The following is a 15,324-nucleotide window of genomic DNA, read 5'->3' on the forward strand; positions in this document are numbered from 1 at the left end:
TGGACAACGTTGGGGACAACGTCCTCAGGCGGTGCGGCGCCGGCGGTGGTAGGTGTGCGGTTCGCCGGCGTAGAAGTTGCCGCGGTACAGACCCCGGATGATCTCGGCCTCGTAGCCGTCGAGTTCGGGCATGCCGAGTTCGCGGGCGATCTCGAGCTCGGCGTGCGCGTCGTACGGGACGCGGACGAACTGGATCGAGAACGTCGCCGGATCGGGTGAGTCCGGCACGCCTTCGAGGATCGTGTAGACCGGGGTCGGATCGTCCAGGCTGTTGCCGACCGAGCCGATGTTGAACAGCGTCCGGCCGAGGTCGACCTCATAGAACGGGTCGTGGGTGTCGGCGTACCCGACCATCGTCGGGATCGGTCCGTCGCCGGTGGCCTCGGTGTTGTCGAACATCAGCCGGTACTCCGCCTCGTCGTGGTCGAACCGGACGCGCTTGTGAACACTCGTCGAGGAGGCGTGGAACAACCGGATCTGCCGGCCGCTGAGCAGGAAGTCGTGGCAGAACGGGAGCCCGCGCAGCCAGATCCCCTGGTCCTCGCGCAGTTCCTTCTGCCACCAGCGCATTCCCTCGCTGTCGAACTCCCGGTCCGGGTTGGGCAGCGAGTCGTCCCAGTTGCCGAGGATGTTCACCTCGCAGACCTCCCGGCACCGGTCCACCACCGCCTGGCCGCGCGGTCCCTTCCCGACATAGTCGCCGAGGTTGAAGATCCGCTCGATCCCCCGCCGCTCGATGTCCGCGAGCACCGCCTCCAACGCGGTCAGGTTCCCGTGCACGTCCGAAATCAGCGCGATCCGCTCCAGCCCCATGTCCGTCATGGTTCCACCCTGCCGCACCCCACCGACACCGGTTTTCCCGGTGCCGGCCAAGGCCTGTGGATAACTTCCGCGGCGATCGGCCGATCTTTGCCAGCCTTGATCCATGAGGCCGGAGCACGAGAACAAGTCATCGTTCGGACGCGGGTTCGTCACCGCCTGCGTGGTCGTCAGCGCGGTGCTGCTGTGCGGCACTCTGCTGCTGGTCAGCGCTCTGACCTCGGACGACGACCAACAGGCGGCAGCGCAGACCGGACCACCACCCGCGGCGTCCAGGACCCCCGACACCCAGCCTGCCGCGGCCGGCGACGGCCGTTGCGGTCTGCCCGGTGGTGATCAGACGATCCCGACGAAGCCGCCGGCCGTGGACTCCTGGGAGGTCAGCCGTCGCGTCGTCGTACCGCGATCAAGCGCGACCGGACCCGCCCGGACCGATGCCGACGGCTTCCGGCACTGCTTCGCCCACTCACCGACCGGCGCCGTGTTCGCCGCCTACAACGTGGTCGCCGCCTTCGCCGACCAGGAGCAGGCGCTCGCCACGATCAAGAAGCTGATGGTCCCGGGCCCTGACACCGACGCCCTGAGGCGCGCTCAGAGCGAGTCGGAGCCGTCCGGCTCGGGGGCCTCGCAGGTGGCCGGCTTCCGCGTGCTCGACGCCGGTGGTGACCGAGCCACGATCATGCTCGCCCTTCCGGCCGAGTCGGCGTACGTGAGCATCACGCTGACCATGCGCTGGTACGACGGCGACTGGCGTCTCCAGTCACCGCCTCCCGGTGGGGCGGTCGGCGATCCGTTCTCCCAGCACCAGGACCTGAGCGACTTCGTGCCGTGGAGCGGTGTCTGATGTGTGGGCCGACGGAGATCGAGTGCCACGTCTTCCGCGGGATGAACCACGTCGCCGCCAACGCACTGGAACAGATCGCGAAGAGCATCGGGCAGGCGGCATCGGAGGGGGTTCAGGCGATCGCGACCTTCTGGATCCACCAACCGAGCCCGGCACTGTCGGTCGGCGCGGACACCTCGAGTCCGCGCAACAGTGCGATTGTCGACTTCCTCCAGGGCAACGTGCTGTGGGTGTCGGCGGCCGTCTTCACCGTCGCCGTACTGGTCGCCGGGATGCGGCTGGCCTGGGAGCAACGCGCCCGGCCGCTCCAAGAGTTGCTCAAGGCAACAATGGTGTTCGTCGTCGTCGGCGCGGCCGGCTCCGCGACACTGCAACTGCTGGCCGAGTGGTCGGACGGGCTCGCGGAGGCGATCATCCACTCCGCCCACCCCAACGACACGACCCTCGGCACGGCGCTCGCGAACGTGGTACTGCAAGGCAGCCTGGGCACGGTGACGGGAACCAGCCCGGCCACGCTGATCATGATGTTCGCCGGCGTCGCCGTCATCCTGGCAGCCCTGATCCAGGTCGTGCTGATGGTGATCCGGTCGGCGATGCTGATCCTACTGGCGGGCACGTTCCCGCTGGCCGCGGCCGCGACCAACACCGAGATCGGCCGGGCCTGGTTCCGCAAGTACTGCGGCTGGTCGCTGGCGTTCATCGCGTACAAGCCGGCCGCGGCGCTGATCTACGCGGCCGCGCTGAAGATGAACGCGAGCGGCATCGGGCAGTCCGGCAACAGCTTCGTGCAGACCACCACCGGCCTGATGATGTTGTTCCTCGCGATCTTCGCGCTACCGGCCCTGCTCCGCTTCCTGGTCCCGGTCACGGCCGCGGTGGCCGGCGGCGGCTCGGGGATGGGCAGCGCAGTGGCCGATCCGGGCGGCATGGCGACCGGCGCCGTCGGTGTCGGCAGATCGGCCTTCGGCCGAGGCGGCGGCGGATCCGGGTCTGGGCGGTCCGGCGGTGGATCGGGCCGTGGCGCATCCGGTGCGGTCGGAGTCGGTTCGCATCCCGGCGTCGTCGCGGCCGGTGGGATGGTGAACGGCGCACGGAAGTTCGCCGGCGGTCTGGCCGGTGCGGCGGCGCACTCCGCCGGTGAGCAGGGTGGCGGATCGACCACTCCGACCGCGTCCTTCGGTCCGCTGTCCCAGGCCGGCGGATCCCGCGAACCCCGGCGCGAGAGGAAGGGCCCGAGTGGCAGTGCGCCGTCCGCACCGAGCTAGACCAGATCCCGCCGGTGGCGCTCACCGGTGGCCGGGTTACGCTCAGGAGCTTGTCGGTTCGGGGTCGATCTGTAGCCGAAAGGTCACCCCGTGTAGCGAAGTGACCTAGTCAGCTAATAGAGTCCGCGCATGACCATCGCGCCTTCGCTTTGCTCGCCCCTAGCGCTCGCCGATGCAGAACCCACCCGCGCCGCGGAACCATGGGAAAGCGACGTCCTCACCGCGTACGGTCTGCTGCGAGAAGCAGCGGCCGAACTCGATCATGTGATGCGTCACTCCCTCAAGCGCAGTGGTCTGCAAATGGCAATGTTCGAACTGTTGCTGCGGCTGGCCCGCAGTCACGGGGAGAAGCAGCGTCTCACCTCTCTAGCCCGGGAGTTGACCGTCACCACCGGCGGCATCACCCGGCTGGTCGACCGCGCCGAGAACCTCGGTCTGGTACGCCGGGAACCCTGTCCCGACGATGCCCGCGGCTCGTTCGCGGTTCTCACCGAGGAGGGGAAGCGGCGGCTGCGCGAAGCACTGCCGGATCACCTCCTGGAGATCGACAGCCTCTGGATGTCCCAACTGTCCGACGAGCGGGAGGTCGTGCTCGGCAAGTTGCGCCGGGTTCGCGACAACGCCCGCCGCTGGCCGAATGGCCGGCCACCGCTGGGTCCGCTCTCTCCCGAGCGGATCTGACCCGGATCCGACCCCGGATCCGACCCCGGATCCGACGCAGTATCCGGGGAACAACTCGATCCTTGTATTACCCGCGACTAACGGATGGGGCGCCCGACTGGTGTCGGGCGCCCCGCCGCGTAATGGTTGAGAGGTGAACCAGCAACTCGTCGACCAGCCGCGGGCGCCCCAACGTCGTACCGAGGGCAGGAACGGGGTCCGCTGGCGTGGTGCCGTGGGTGGCATCCTCGCCGCTCTGGCCGGACTGGCGGCCGGGAGCGTCGCCGCCGGCCTCCTCGGCACCTCGCAGACACCCGTGGTCGCGATCGGGTCGGCGTTCATCGACCGGGTCCCGCCGTGGCTCAAGGACCTGGCGATCTCCTGGTTCGGCACCAACGACAAGACCGCGCTGCGGGTCGGCATCGTGATCGTCCTGCTCGCCCTGGCCGCGATCGGCGGCATTCTCGCGGTACGGCGCTACTGGGCCGGCGCGCTGATCATCGTCGTACTGACGGGGGCGGCGGTGATCGCGGCGGCGACGCGGGCGGACGCCGGACAGACCGGGTTCCTGCCGTCGGCGGTCGCCGGGATCACGGCCCTGATCATTCTGCGGCTCTTCAGCAGGCGGCTCGAGCCGCTCCTCCAAGGGCCCGACGACGGCGTGAGCCGACGCGGATTCCTGCAGTTGTCGGCCGGAGTCGCGATCGGCTCAGCGGCTGTCGGCCTGCTCGGCCGGGTCGTCTCGGGGAACCGTGCCGCGGTGGCCGATGCACGGAAGGCGCTCAATCTGCCGAAGCCGCCGAGCCTCGACGCGCCGGCGGGTGCGCAGGCCGAAGGCGCGGTGCCGTGGGTCACCCCGAACGACGACTTCTACCGGATCGACACGGCGCTGTCGGTGCCGCAGATCCTGCCGTCGGACTGGAAGCTACGCGTCCACGGGATGGTCGACCGCGAGATCGAGTTGAGCTTCGACGACCTGCTGAAGCGGCCGGTCCTGCACAAATGGGTGACGCTGACCTGCGTGAGCAACGAGGTCGGCGGCGACCTGATCGGGAACGCGATGTGGTCCGGAGTACTGCTCAAGGACCTGCTGCAGGAGGCCGGCCCGTCCTCAGACGCCGACGCGATCCAGTCCACGTCGAAGGACGGCTTCACCGCGGGTACGCCGCTCAGCACACTGCTCGACGATCGTCAGGCGATGCTGGCGTACGCGATGAACGGGCAGCCGTTGCCGGTCGAGCACGGCTTCCCGGTGCGGATCGTCGTACCCGGGCTGTACGGGTATGTGTCCGCGACGAAGTGGCTGACGGACATCGAGGTGACCCGGTTCGACCAGTTCGAGGGGTACTGGACGCCGCGCGGCTGGTCGGCGCTCGGACCGATCAAGTTGTCGTCGCGGATCGACGTACCGGGCGGCAAAGAGGTGCCGGCGGGTCAGGTCACGGTGGCCGGGGTCGCGTGGGACCAGCACGTCGGGGTGTCGAAGGTCGAGGTCCGGGTGGACGGCGGCCCGTGGCACGAGGCGACGCTGGCGACGGACGCGTCGATCGACACCTGGCGGCAGTGGCACTGGACCTGGGACAACGCGCCGCACGGGATGCACATGCTGCAGTCCCGCGCGTTCGATGCCAAGGGAAACCCTCAGGTCGAGGCCTCGGCCTCACCCGCACCGAACGGCGCGACCGGCCTGCACACGGTCAGCGTGAAGGTGAACTAGGTCGTTTCTGGGTCGTCACGGCGGTCAGGACCATCGGCAGGAAGGTGCGTTCGAGCGAGCCGGCCGGGACCTTCCGGGGCTCCAGCAGGCTTTGTGACCGCGCACCTTCGTGTACGGCGATGACGAGCCGGACGAACTGCTCCGCCGGGACGCTCATCCGCATCCCGCTGGTCTCGGAAATCTCCTCGACCAGCTTGGTCAGGCTGGTCCGGAACATCGCCCGCTGCCGATTGAGCGCCCGCGCCGCTTCCGGATTCCGCAACGCGTGCAGGGTGAACTCGGTCGAGATCAGATGCCACTGCCGCTGGTCCCCGGCCGCCTCGTCGAGCAGTCCTAGTACGGCGTCCAGCAGCGTGCCTGGCTGATTCGCAAGGTCCGGCAGCAGCGCACCGATCTGTTCGAGCAGGCGGTCGGTGGTTGCCTGGAACAACGCCAGCACGAGCTCGTCCTTGGACCCGAAGTTCGAGTAGAAGGCGCCACGGGTGAAGCCGGCCCGCTCGCAGATGTCCTCCACCGATGCGCCGTGGAATCCGCGCTCGGCGAACACCTCGAGGGCACCGTCGAGGAGGCGGGCCCGAGTGGCGGAGCGGCGGCGCTTGGGTGCATCCATCGGAGTAGGATACAGTTCTGTATTGAATACACAACCGTATTGAACGGGGAAGCGGGATGCAGCTCGAGGCCAGCCGGATCAGCGTGCGCGGCCCACACGCACCGATGCTCGACACCACATCGGTGGGCGTCGCCGACCATCAGGTCGTGCTGCTGGCGGGCTACCCAGGCCCCGGACATATCGCGGCAGCCCTCGGACTGTCAGGTCGGCTGCGACCCGACACCGGCCGGGTGCGGCTGGACGGCGCGACTGACGCCGCTCTGCTGCGCCGCCGGGTAGCCGTGGTCGACGCGCCCGGCATCACCGAACCGGACGACGCGCTGCCAGTGCAGACGGTGATCGGCGAGGAGCTGGCGATCGCTGGACGCAAGGCCGGCCGGAAGGCAGTGCTGGAGTGGCTCGACGATCATGACGCCACACAGCACGCAGGCAAGCGCTTCGAGCATCTACCGGTCGCCGAGCGGACCGAGTTACTCGCCGAGCTCACAGTGACGCGACCCGACGTACAAGCGGTCATCCTGACGATGCCGGACCGCCATGGCGGCGATCCGCAGGAGTGGTACGCCCTCGGCCGGCGCCTGGCGTCTCGCGGGTACGGCGTGATCATCACCTGTGCTGATGCATCTGCGCGTCTCCTGGGTGTGCCGGCCGCACAGCTTGGTTCTGTCGACCAGCCCGAGCCGATCCAGGTCGCCCCCGTCGCGCCGGTGAAACCCATGACTGCCATTGATGAGGAGCTGAAGGCGTGACCGCGCTGCGGATGGCGTTGAGTGAGCTGCGGCGATTGACCGCGGGCCGATTGCCGAAGCTGGCGGTGGTCGCACTGCTGCTCGTGCCGGTCCTGTACGGCGGCCTCTACCTCTACGCCAACCACGATCCGTACAGCCGCCTCGACAAGATCCCCACCGCTGTCGTCGTCGAGGACGCAGGTACGACGCTGTCCACCGGCGAGAAGCTGAACGTCGGACCGGAGGTCGCGGACGAACTGGTCAAGTCGAAGAGCTTCGACTGGCACAAGGTGGATCGGGCCGCCGCCGCCGACGGGGTGTCGGACGGCAAGTACGAGTTCGCCCTGGTGCTGCCGAAGTCGTTCTCGGGCGACCTGGCGTCGAGTGCGGACTTCACGCCCCGGCAGGCGAATCTCGAGCTGCTCACCAACGACGCCAACAACTACCTCGCCCACACCATCGCGAACCAGGTCGTCGCGCAGGTCACCAAGACCGTCGCATCGCAGGTCAGCGAGACCGCGGCGAGCAAGCTGCTGGCCGGCTACAACACGATCCACACGCAGGTCAGTCAGGCGGCCGCCGGTGCCGCGCAACTCCAGACTGGTCTCACCAGCGCGGCATCCGGTGCCACGCAGTCGCAGACCGGGGCGACCCAGCTCAACACCGCGCAGAAGCAGCTCTCCGCCGGCGCGACGAAGCTGGCGACCGGTACTACCGAGGCGTCGCAAGGCGCGACCGAGCTCGCATCGGGCGCCGGCAAGCTGGATTCGGGCCTCGGCACTCTCAAGCGCAAGACTGCGACACTGCCGAAGCAGACCAAGACGCTTGCCAACGGCGCCGATCAAGTGGCCGACGGCAACGAACAGATCGCCACCGTCGGACGCCAGGTCGCGACCGCGTCCAGCACGCTGGTCAAGGACCTCAGCACGGTCGACGGCACCCTCGCGCAGCGGCTGAAGGCCCGCGGTTTCACGCAGGCGCAGATCAACCAGGTGCTCGCCGAGCTGCGCGCTCCGGTCGTCACCGCGAACACCAAGATCCAGTCGACCTCGAAGCAGCTCAACCAGCTCGCGGCCGGCGCCCGCAAGGTCTCGAACGGCGCCGCCACGCTGGCCAAGGCAACGCCGGCGCTGACGAACGGCATCAGTACGGCGGCCAACGGCGCCAAGCAACTCGACACCGGAGCAGGCCAGCTGAAGACCGGACTCACGAGCCTGCAGACCGGCGCCCAGCAACTCGCGGCCGGCGAGAAGCAGGCGGTGACCGGTCAGGGCCAACTGCTCACCGGTGTGAACAGCCTGGCCGGTGGAGTCACCCAGCTGAAGACGGGCGCGACCCAGCTCAACACCGGGTTGGCCAAGGGCGTCAAGCAGATCCCCAACCCGTCCGCCGACCAGCGGAAGGCGGTCGCCGAGACCCTCGGCGCACCCGTCACGCTGCGGAACGTCTCACAGGCGACCGCGGACAGCTACGGCGCCGGCCTGGCACCGTTCTTCCTCAGCCTCGCCTGTTGGATCGGTGCGTACGTCCTTTTCCTGCTGGTCCGGCCGTTGTCACCGCGAGCATTGGCCGCCTTGCAGTCGCCGTTCCGGGTCGCCCTCGGCGGGTGGTTGCCCCCGGCCCTCTTCGGCGCGGTTCAGGCGACGCTGGTGTTCACCGCGGTGACCCTCGGCCTCGGCATCCACGCGGCCCACCCCTGGCTGACCGTCGGCTTCCTGATCCTGACGTCGTTCACGTTCGTCGCGATCCTGCACGCGTTGTCCGCGTGGTTCGGTGCCGTCGGCAAGTTCCTCGGCCTGGTGCTGATGGTGATCCAGCTGGTCAGTGCCGGCGGCACCTTCCCGTGGCAGACAATCCCCACGCCGCTGTACTTCTTCCACCACGCGCTCCCGATGAGCTACGCGATCGACGGCGTCCGCCACCTCATGTACGGCGGCCCCGGCACCTCCCTCGGCCGCGATCTCCTGGCCCTCGCAGCCTGGTTCGCCGTAGCCCTCGCCGCCTCGACCTTGGCCGCCCGCAACCAACGTGTCTGGCCGGCCAAGAAGCTCCAACCGGAGCTGGCCCTGTAAAGCGCGCGGACACCTACCGGCGACCTCGGACAGGTTAGTCCCTGTCCGAGGTCCCCACTTCTTGTCCGCGGTTCCGACGAACGACGAGCTGGCCGTCAGTTGGCGGCCAGTACGCCACCAGCGGTGAAGTTGTAGGTGGTGCTGCCGACGGTCAGCGACCGGATCGCGCCGTGCCAGGCGTTGTCCCGGCCCTTGCCGACGCCGGCGGAGATGAACTTGGCGTCGTCGCCGAGAACGGCCAGCGCCTCGGCCAGGGTGCACCGGGAACCGTTGATGCCGCACCGGTCGGTGCCGGTGTTGAAGTACGTACCGGTGAAGCCCCAGTGGTTGCCGGTGTCGGCCTTCGCGTCGATCTTGGTCCAGGCGTTCGAGGCCGAGTTGTCCGGCGAGTACACCAGCGTGGTGTAGGTCGCCCCGGCCACGTCGGGGTTCATCTCGAACTTGATCGAGGGCATGTTGCCCGCGATCGCCGAGTTCTCACCGGTCTGGAAGACCTCGTACTTGACCGCGCTGAGGGCGACCGGCTTGCCTGTGAAGTCGGCCTCGTTGCCCCACATGACCGCGTCGTTGCCGGTCGGGACGTTGAAGTTCAGGCCCTCGCCGGACGAGGACTGGCCCAGCTCGGCCCGGGCGTTGCCGATCGTGTTGCGGAAGATCTCGCCCCAGTTCTTCAGGTACGTCGTCCCGACCGGGCCGTTGATCTTCGCCTGGAGCGCGGCGTTCAGGTCGGACTCGTCGACCGTCCCGGCCTTGATCTGGCTGGACGACTTGATCGCGTCGGCCTTGGAGACGTCCGCGGCCGCGATGGCCTGCCGGAAGTCCCAGCCCATCCGGTCCAGCGGGATGGTGTTGGTGTGGATCATCGAACCCCACACCGCGGACGGGCCGATCTTCGCGGCGGTGACCGCCTGGTTCTTCAGCTGCGCCGTGCCGACGGTGTTCGGCCCCGGGACGACGGCCGCAGCCGTATGCGGTGCCGGTGCAGGACTCGCCGACGCACCTCCAGTCAGCCCCACCGTGGCGACGATCGCCGCCACCCCCAGTACCGCAGCGCGGCCAGTGTGCTTGTGCATCGTGTTCCCCCTCCAGGTGCCCGGCCCCCGTGGCCGGATCGTGAGACGCCGGGCATCGAACCCGGACATTGCACCTGGCAACCACCCGCCAGCGCCCCGCCTTGATCAGTTGCTTGTCGACCTCGTGTGCAAGGCCGCCTTGCTGATGACGGCCTTGCACATCAGAAGTCGGCTTGCGCGGTGATCTTGTCGTACTTGCCCGGCTTCAGAGTCTTCTCGGTGTCGGACATGTTGATGCACTCGATGTCCTCAGACTGCCCGACCTCCAGGTCGCCAGTACTGGAGCACTGGAAACTGGCCAGCACGCTGGGGCCCATCAGGAACTTCACCGTGAAGAAGGCCATACTCGGCCCGTCGGAGGTGTTCTTGAGGTTTCCGACGAGCTTGTAGCCGCCGTAGGACTGCGGCGCGAGCTTCCAACCAGCGGCCATCTCATGCTTGCCGGTCGTGAAGGCCTTGCCCAGGGAGATCTCGCACGGGTCGTTCCGGCTTCCCTCACACTCCGTGGTGGCCGGTGCCTGCGTCTTCGGCGCCTGGGTGGTGGTCGCGGCCTTGCTCGACGGCTTGGCGCTGGCCTTGGGTGCCGGAGCCGACGTGGCGGTGTCGGAGCCGGTCGAGGCGGTGTTGTTGTCGCCGGCGCCCCCGCCGCTGGCCGCCGAGATGACGACTATCAACGCGATGAGGCCGCCGACCGGGAAGACCACGAAATTGCGGAATTTGTGAGTCTTCTTCCTCGGCGCTGTGGTCTGCTGCCAACCGGGCGGCGCGCCCTGGACCGCCGGCGGGTAGCCCCCCGGCGGAGCCTGGTTGGGCTGGTTCGTGTACTGCGGCCCCCCGGCCGGGTGCTGCTGGTCCTGCTGAGACACAGGTGTCTCCCCCCTCGTGAGTGGTGATGGTGCTGCCCCTGCCCGGACTAGACCAGGAGGGGCCACCGGGTGCTACATCGGTGGGGGAACACGGAGTGTTACATCGGAGCCGGAAGCAACTGATCCCAGTGGCTCGGGGAGCTAACTGTTGACGAAGGCGGCGGTCTCGGAGAGGAGGCGGTTGGTGGTGGGTTGGTCGAAGAAGGTGATGAGGGCTTCGTAGGCGCCGGAGTCGGCGGCCGAGGGGTCGACGATGTACCCGTAGTAGCCATCCGTGTAGCCGATGACGCGGGTGATCGGATGCGTACTGTCCGCCTGCAGGCAGGCACCGTGCAGGGCGAACAACTCGACCGGCAGGTTGACCCAGCACACGTCGCCCATCGTCACCACGCTGACCGGCAGGTCCAGCGTCTCCGGCAACGACGCCGCAGCCATCAGCGCCTGGCCGCGCGCCCCGTCGAGACGCGTCTGCGCGATCCGGGCCGACGGGTCGTCGACGCCGTCACGCAAGGATCGCTCGGCCGTCGCGACGGCCGAGGCCCGATCGTCGGCCGACGGTAGGTCGCGGACCGGCAGGCTGATCGTCGTACGGCGGATGACCGGGGCGGACTGGGGCAGCTCGAGGCCCGGGCCGGCCAACGCCTCGCGGACCCGGGACGCGAGCAGACCGCCCAAGCGTGCGACCTCGACGGCACCGCGGCCTTGGCGGGTGAACCGCGGACTGACGTCGCCGGCGGCGCCCTGGAGGTAGCCGACCACCGCCGGGGCCAACGCGGCGCGGGCGGCGCCTGGCCAGTCGGCAGAGTACTGCAGGTTCTCCGGGCCGTGGGTTGTCGGGTGGCAGGCGAAGTCCAGCAGGATCGCCTCCAACGCGCCCTCGAGCGAGTGGAGCGCGAGGATGCCGGCGGTGTTGTCGTGCGGACCGTTCTGCCGGTGCCGGTTGGTGCCGACCCCGATCACCTCGATCGATCGCCAGGACGCCGTCACCGGACGGCGCTCCAACGTTGCATTGGCGATCGACGCGGTCAACGCCTCGTACAGGACCGGCTCCCGCTCGGCCGGGATGACCGGGTGGATCTGGCCGGTCCAGCCGGACGGCGCGGAGTGGGTGTGGGAAGCGGACACCACCACGTTCGCCGGCGGGATCCCGGCCACCTTGGCGGCGGCCGCGGCCAGTTCCGTGGTCAGTTGCTTGCCGACAGCAATCGCGTCCAGAGTCAGCCACAACACCCCGGGGTCGTCCGCCGTACTGAGCCAGATGATGGTGGCTCGCAACGGGTCCGCGGCCCCGGTCGCGGGAGCGGTCCGGGCCGCGTAGCCATCCAGGCGGTGCCCTGGCGGTGGGGTGACGTCGAGCGACGTCGCGGCGAGCAGGAGATCGGTCACTTGAGGGCTCCAGCAGTCATACCCGTGCTGATCTGTCGATGGAAGGCAAGATAGACCGCCAGCACGGGGAGGATCGAAATGGTCAGTCCGGCGAACAAGCCGGAGAAATCGCTGTGGTACCCCTGGGTCACCGCGATGTTGGCCAGTCCCTGGGTGACGAGGTAGCGGCTCTCGTCGGTGTTGAGCACCAGCGGGAGCAGGTACTCGTTCCACATCCCGAGGAACTGGAAGATGCCGATGCTGACCAGACCGGGGCGGGCCAGCGGCAGCATGATCCGGAACAGCACACCCCACTGTGAGCAGCCGTCGACCAGGGCCGCCTCGGCGAGTTCCTTGGACTGGGTCCGGAAGAACGCGGTCAGGAAGAACACCGAGAACGACATGCCGTGGGTCGCGTACACCAGGATCAGGCCGAGGTACGTGTTGAGCAGACCCAGGTTCTGAACGACGAAGAACAACGGCACGAGGGCCATGAACCCAGGGAACACCATGCCGCCAACAAAGACGTAGTACAGCACCCGGCTGCCCGGGAACTCGAAGCGCGCCAGCACGTACGCGACCGCTGACGACAGCAGCAGCGTCAGCAGTACGCCGCCACAGACGACGATCACGCTGTTGAAGAAGTAGGTGCCGATGTGGGACTCGCTCCAGGCCCGGGAGAAGTTGTCCCAGTGCCATACCGACGGCAGACTCCACGGACTCTTGAAGATGTCCGCGTCGGACTTGAACGAGCTGAGCACCGCCCAGAGCAGCGGGAACAGCACCATCGCGCCCCAGACGAGAACGAAGCCCTGGGACGTGCCGCCCAGCACCCGTGATCCCACGGTCCGCCCGGTCGGCGGGTCCGGTACGGCGGGAGCCGGGGCGGCGTCGATCCGGGCCGGATCCATCAGTGTGGCCACCTGTGCTCCTCAGTACTCGACCCGCTCGCGGCGGGTCAGCCGGAACGTCAGCAGGGTCAGGATCATGTTGATGGCGAACAGCGTTACCCCGATCGCCGAGGCGTAACCGAACTTCCCGTAGGTGAAGGCGTTCGTGTACATGTACAGCGAGATCACCTGGGTCGCGTCGTCCGGTCCGCCCGGCCCGACCGACAGGATCTTCACCAGCGCGAACAGGTCCAGCGCGCCGATGACCTGGAACGCGAGCGCGACCTGGACGGTGTTCCAGATCAGCGGCAGCGTCAGCCGCCAGAACGACTGGAACGCGCCGGCACCGTCGAGCAGCGCGGCCTCGTACAGCTCCCGCGGGATCGCCGCCATCGCCGCGGTGAACAGTACGACGTAGAAGCCGACGCCACCCCAGACCACCACAGCCATGATCGAGCCGAGCGCTGTCTTGCCGTCACCCAGCCACAGCTGGGCCAACCCGTCCAGCCCGATCGCCCGCAGGAACCCGTTGAGCAGTCCGTTGCGCGGCTCGAAGATGAACTGCCACAGCACTCCGACGACGGCGATCGACAGCACGCTCGGGAAGAAGTACACGACCTTGTAGAACTTCGCGCCCGGTACGCCGCCGCGGTAGTTCAGCATCGCGGAGAAGAACAGCGACAGCGTGACGATGATCACCGGCAGGCTGACCAGCAGGAACAGGTTGTGCCGCAGCGCGACCCAGAACACCGAGTCGTGGAACAGCGTGACGAAGTTGCCGAACCCGATGTAGTGGTAGTCCGCGGACAGACCCTCCCAATCGGTGAACGCGATCGGGAAGGCCTGCACGTACGGCGAGACCACGAACACGGCGTACAAGCCGAGCGGGATCAGTAGCAGGCTGAGAACGAACCGGTACTTGCCGTGGTGCATGTCAGACGTGGAACTTCTTGATCGACGGGTCCTTGGCGGTCTCGTCGGCGTACTTCTGCATCTGCTTGCTCCACTCGTCCGGCGTCACCTCGCGGTTCATCAGCGCCGCCATCGCCTTGTCCGAGTTGTCGAGCAGCTTCTTGTACCAGAGCCGGAACGACCAGTCGGCGAACATGTTGGTGCCGGCCGCGGTGATCACGTCCTGCATGGACTTGTTCGCCGACGACAGCTCGACGCCATCGGCCGCGCCCTGCACCACCGTCAGTGACTTGGTCACCTCGGTGAAGTTCTTCATGCACTGCTTGGACAGGATGATCCGGAGCAACTCCAGGCCGCCCTGCGGGTTCTTCGCCTTGGCCGGCACGATCAGCGCCCCACCCGGGCCGCCGGTCACCGTCTCGAACGGCGCCTTGTCGTCCTTCGACCAGCCCGGGACGGGCACCATCGTCATGCCCAGGTCCTTGGGCGCGATGGCGCCCAGCTCGTTCTCCAGCCAGCCGCCGCACGGGATGAACACGGCCTTGCCCTGCGCCCAGTAGGTCTGCGACTGCGTGTGCGACAGCGCCTGCGATCCCTCCAGCAGGTAGCCCTTCGCGGCCAGCTCCTGGTAGCCCTCGGCGGCCTGGATCAGCGCCGGGTCACGCCAGGCGTTCGGCTCCAGATTGTCGACCTTCTTCTTCAGGTCCGGCCCGGCCGCCTTGTACGCCGTCATCAGCATCGGGTTGGTCAGGTAGCCGGGGAACTTGCCCTGGTAGGTCCACGGTGCGATCCCGGTCTTCTTGATCTCCTCGCAGAGCGCGAGCATCTCGTCCCAGTGCTTGGGGTAGGTCCAGCCGTGCTTGTCCATCAGCGGCTTGCTGTACCAGATCCCGCCGACGCCGAACACGTACGGCATCTCGTACTTCACGCCGTCGTACCGGCCGGCCTCGGCGACGCCTGGCAGCAGGGTGTCCTTGACCTTCTTGCCGGGCTCGTCGTACGCGTCCATCTCGAGCAGCGCACCGATGTCCATCACCTGCTTCTTGCTGGCCAAGGTGGCGCCGTCGAGGCCGACGTTCTCGATCAGGTCCGGCGGGTTGCCCTGGATGAAGCGGGGCTGGAGTTGCTGCTGGAGCTGCTGGCCGCTGGTCAGCTTCACGTCCGCCTGCGGGAACTCCTTGCGGTAGAGATCCAGCGGCATCGTGGTCCATTCCTTGCCGTAGCCGCCGTCGAAGTTGAAGAACTCCAGCGGCTTCGAGCCGTCCACCGAGGCGCCGGTGCTCGCGGCCGGGGCGGACTTGTCGGCGACCGGCTTCGCACACGATGCGAGCGCCGCCACGGCGGGCGCGGCCAGCGCCACGCGGAGGAGGGTACGGCGGTCGACCTTGCCGGCAGTGCTCATGTGTCGCGTCCTCTCCCAGGGTTGAGTTGCGTCATGGATACGCCGCCCGGCACTCGCGCGGAAGAGGATTCGACCCTCGTCGACAAGGTGGGCTAGACCAC

General features: G+C 68.1%; 14 protein-coding genes. 6 read left to right on the plus strand and 8 right to left on the minus strand.

Annotated features, from left to right (window positions below):
* Positions 1-24: 24 nt before the first annotated feature.
* Entirely contained in the window at positions 25-822 is a 798-nt protein-coding gene (locus E0H75_RS03615; RefSeq protein WP_238162801.1) for a metallophosphoesterase family protein, read from the minus strand.
* Between the two features lie 103 nt (positions 823-925).
* Here E0H75_RS03615 and E0H75_RS03620 point away from each other — a divergent pair, with 103 nt between their 5' ends.
* From E0H75_RS03620 to E0H75_RS03635, 4 genes are all read left to right on the plus strand, one after another.
* Positions 926-1,663, plus strand: a complete 738-nt coding sequence (locus E0H75_RS03620) for a DUF8175 domain-containg protein (RefSeq protein ID WP_131511580.1) — start codon at positions 926-928, stop codon at positions 1,661-1,663.
* Positions 1,663-2,928, plus strand: a complete 1,266-nt coding sequence (locus E0H75_RS03625) for a TrbL/VirB6 family protein (protein WP_131511581.1) — start codon at positions 1,663-1,665, stop codon at positions 2,926-2,928. Before E0H75_RS03620 ends, E0H75_RS03625 begins: the two co-directional genes overlap by 1 nt.
* Before the next feature lie 129 nt (positions 2,929-3,057).
* Positions 3,058-3,609 (plus strand): MarR family winged helix-turn-helix transcriptional regulator, encoded by a 552-nt coding sequence (locus E0H75_RS03630; protein ID WP_131511582.1) that lies wholly within the window; start codon positions 3,058-3,060, stop codon positions 3,607-3,609.
* 133 nt (positions 3,610-3,742) lie between these two features.
* Positions 3,743-5,305 carry a molybdopterin-dependent oxidoreductase gene (locus E0H75_RS03635; RefSeq protein ID WP_131511583.1) on the plus strand — a complete coding sequence of 521 codons (1,563 nt, stop codon included), beginning with the start codon at positions 3,743-3,745 and terminating at the stop codon, positions 5,303-5,305.
* On the opposite strand, the gene E0H75_RS03640 is transcribed toward E0H75_RS03635, so the two are convergent.
* Positions 5,286-5,915 carry a TetR/AcrR family transcriptional regulator gene (locus E0H75_RS03640; RefSeq protein WP_131511584.1) on the minus strand — a complete coding sequence of 210 codons (630 nt, stop codon included), beginning with the start codon at positions 5,913-5,915 and terminating at the stop codon, positions 5,286-5,288. The genes E0H75_RS03635 and E0H75_RS03640 overlap by 20 nt on opposite strands.
* A gap of 56 nt (positions 5,916-5,971) precedes the next feature.
* On the opposite strand from E0H75_RS03640, the gene E0H75_RS03645 reads away from it, so the two are divergent.
* Entirely contained in the window at positions 5,972-6,664 is a 693-nt protein-coding gene (locus E0H75_RS03645; protein WP_131511585.1) for an ATP-binding cassette domain-containing protein, read from the plus strand.
* The gene (locus E0H75_RS03650) at positions 6,661-8,715 is read left to right on the plus strand and encodes a YhgE/Pip domain-containing protein (protein ID WP_131511586.1); all 2,055 of its coding nucleotides are present in this window, start codon (positions 6,661-6,663) and stop codon (positions 8,713-8,715) included. The genes E0H75_RS03645 and E0H75_RS03650 overlap by 4 nt, the downstream gene beginning before the upstream one ends.
* Positions 8,716-8,810: 95 nt before the next feature.
* Here E0H75_RS03650 and E0H75_RS03655 read toward each other — a convergent pair whose 3' ends face one another.
* The 6 genes from E0H75_RS03655 to ngcE form a co-directional block, all read right to left on the minus strand.
* A complete protein-coding gene (locus tag E0H75_RS03655) occupies positions 8,811-9,788 on the minus strand; it encodes a hypothetical protein (RefSeq protein WP_131511587.1) in 978 nt (325 codons plus the stop codon).
* Between the two features lie 161 nt (positions 9,789-9,949).
* Positions 9,950-10,654, minus strand: coding sequence for a hypothetical protein (locus E0H75_RS03660; protein ID WP_131511588.1), 705 nt, complete (start codon positions 10,652-10,654; stop codon positions 9,950-9,952).
* Between the two features lie 141 nt (positions 10,655-10,795).
* Positions 10,796-12,040 (minus strand): hypothetical protein, encoded by a 1,245-nt coding sequence (locus E0H75_RS03665; protein WP_131511589.1) that lies wholly within the window; start codon positions 12,038-12,040, stop codon positions 10,796-10,798.
* Entirely contained in the window at positions 12,037-12,942 is a 906-nt protein-coding gene (locus tag E0H75_RS03670) for a carbohydrate ABC transporter permease (protein ID WP_131511590.1), read from the minus strand. Before E0H75_RS03670 ends, E0H75_RS03665 begins: the two co-directional genes overlap by 4 nt.
* A 9-nt stretch (positions 12,943-12,951) precedes the next feature.
* The gene (locus tag E0H75_RS03675) at positions 12,952-13,842 is read right to left on the minus strand and encodes a carbohydrate ABC transporter permease (protein WP_131511591.1); all 891 of its coding nucleotides are present in this window, start codon (positions 13,840-13,842) and stop codon (positions 12,952-12,954) included.
* A gap of 1 nt (position 13,843) precedes the next feature.
* Entirely contained in the window at positions 13,844-15,223 is a 1,380-nt protein-coding gene (ngcE, locus tag E0H75_RS03680; protein ID WP_131511592.1) for an N-acetylglucosamine/diacetylchitobiose ABC transporter substrate-binding protein, read from the minus strand.
* Positions 15,224-15,324 lie beyond the last annotated feature (101 nt).

The sequence above is a fragment of the Kribbella capetownensis genome (assembly GCF_004331485.1).
GTDB lineage: Bacteria > Actinomycetota > Actinomycetes > Propionibacteriales > Kribbellaceae > Kribbella > Kribbella capetownensis.

What these genes read in the sequence shown, in the direction of transcription:
- E0H75_RS03615 (WP_238162801.1), bottom strand. Translation starts at nt 822, where the DNA reads ATGACGGACATGGGGCTGGAGCGGATCGCGCTGATTTCGGACGTGCAC.
- E0H75_RS03620 (WP_131511580.1), top strand. Translation starts at nt 926, where the DNA reads ATGAGGCCGGAGCACGAGAACAAGTCATCGTTCGGACGCGGGTTCGTC.
- E0H75_RS03625 (WP_131511581.1), top strand. Translation starts at nt 1,663, where the DNA reads ATGTGTGGGCCGACGGAGATCGAGTGCCACGTCTTCCGCGGGATGAAC.
- E0H75_RS03630 (WP_131511582.1), top strand. Translation starts at nt 3,058, where the DNA reads ATGACCATCGCGCCTTCGCTTTGCTCGCCCCTAGCGCTCGCCGATGCA.
- E0H75_RS03640 (WP_131511584.1), bottom strand. Translation starts at nt 5,915, where the DNA reads ATGGATGCACCCAAGCGCCGCCGCTCCGCCACTCGGGCCCGCCTCCTC.
- E0H75_RS03645 (WP_131511585.1), top strand. Translation starts at nt 5,972, where the DNA reads ATGCAGCTCGAGGCCAGCCGGATCAGCGTGCGCGGCCCACACGCACCG.
- E0H75_RS03655 (WP_131511587.1), bottom strand. Translation starts at nt 9,788, where the DNA reads ATGCACAAGCACACTGGCCGCGCTGCGGTACTGGGGGTGGCGGCGATC.
- E0H75_RS03675 (WP_131511591.1), bottom strand. Translation starts at nt 13,842, where the DNA reads ATGCACCACGGCAAGTACCGGTTCGTTCTCAGCCTGCTACTGATCCCG.
- ngcE (WP_131511592.1), bottom strand. Translation starts at nt 15,223, where the DNA reads ATGAGCACTGCCGGCAAGGTCGACCGCCGTACCCTCCTCCGCGTGGCG.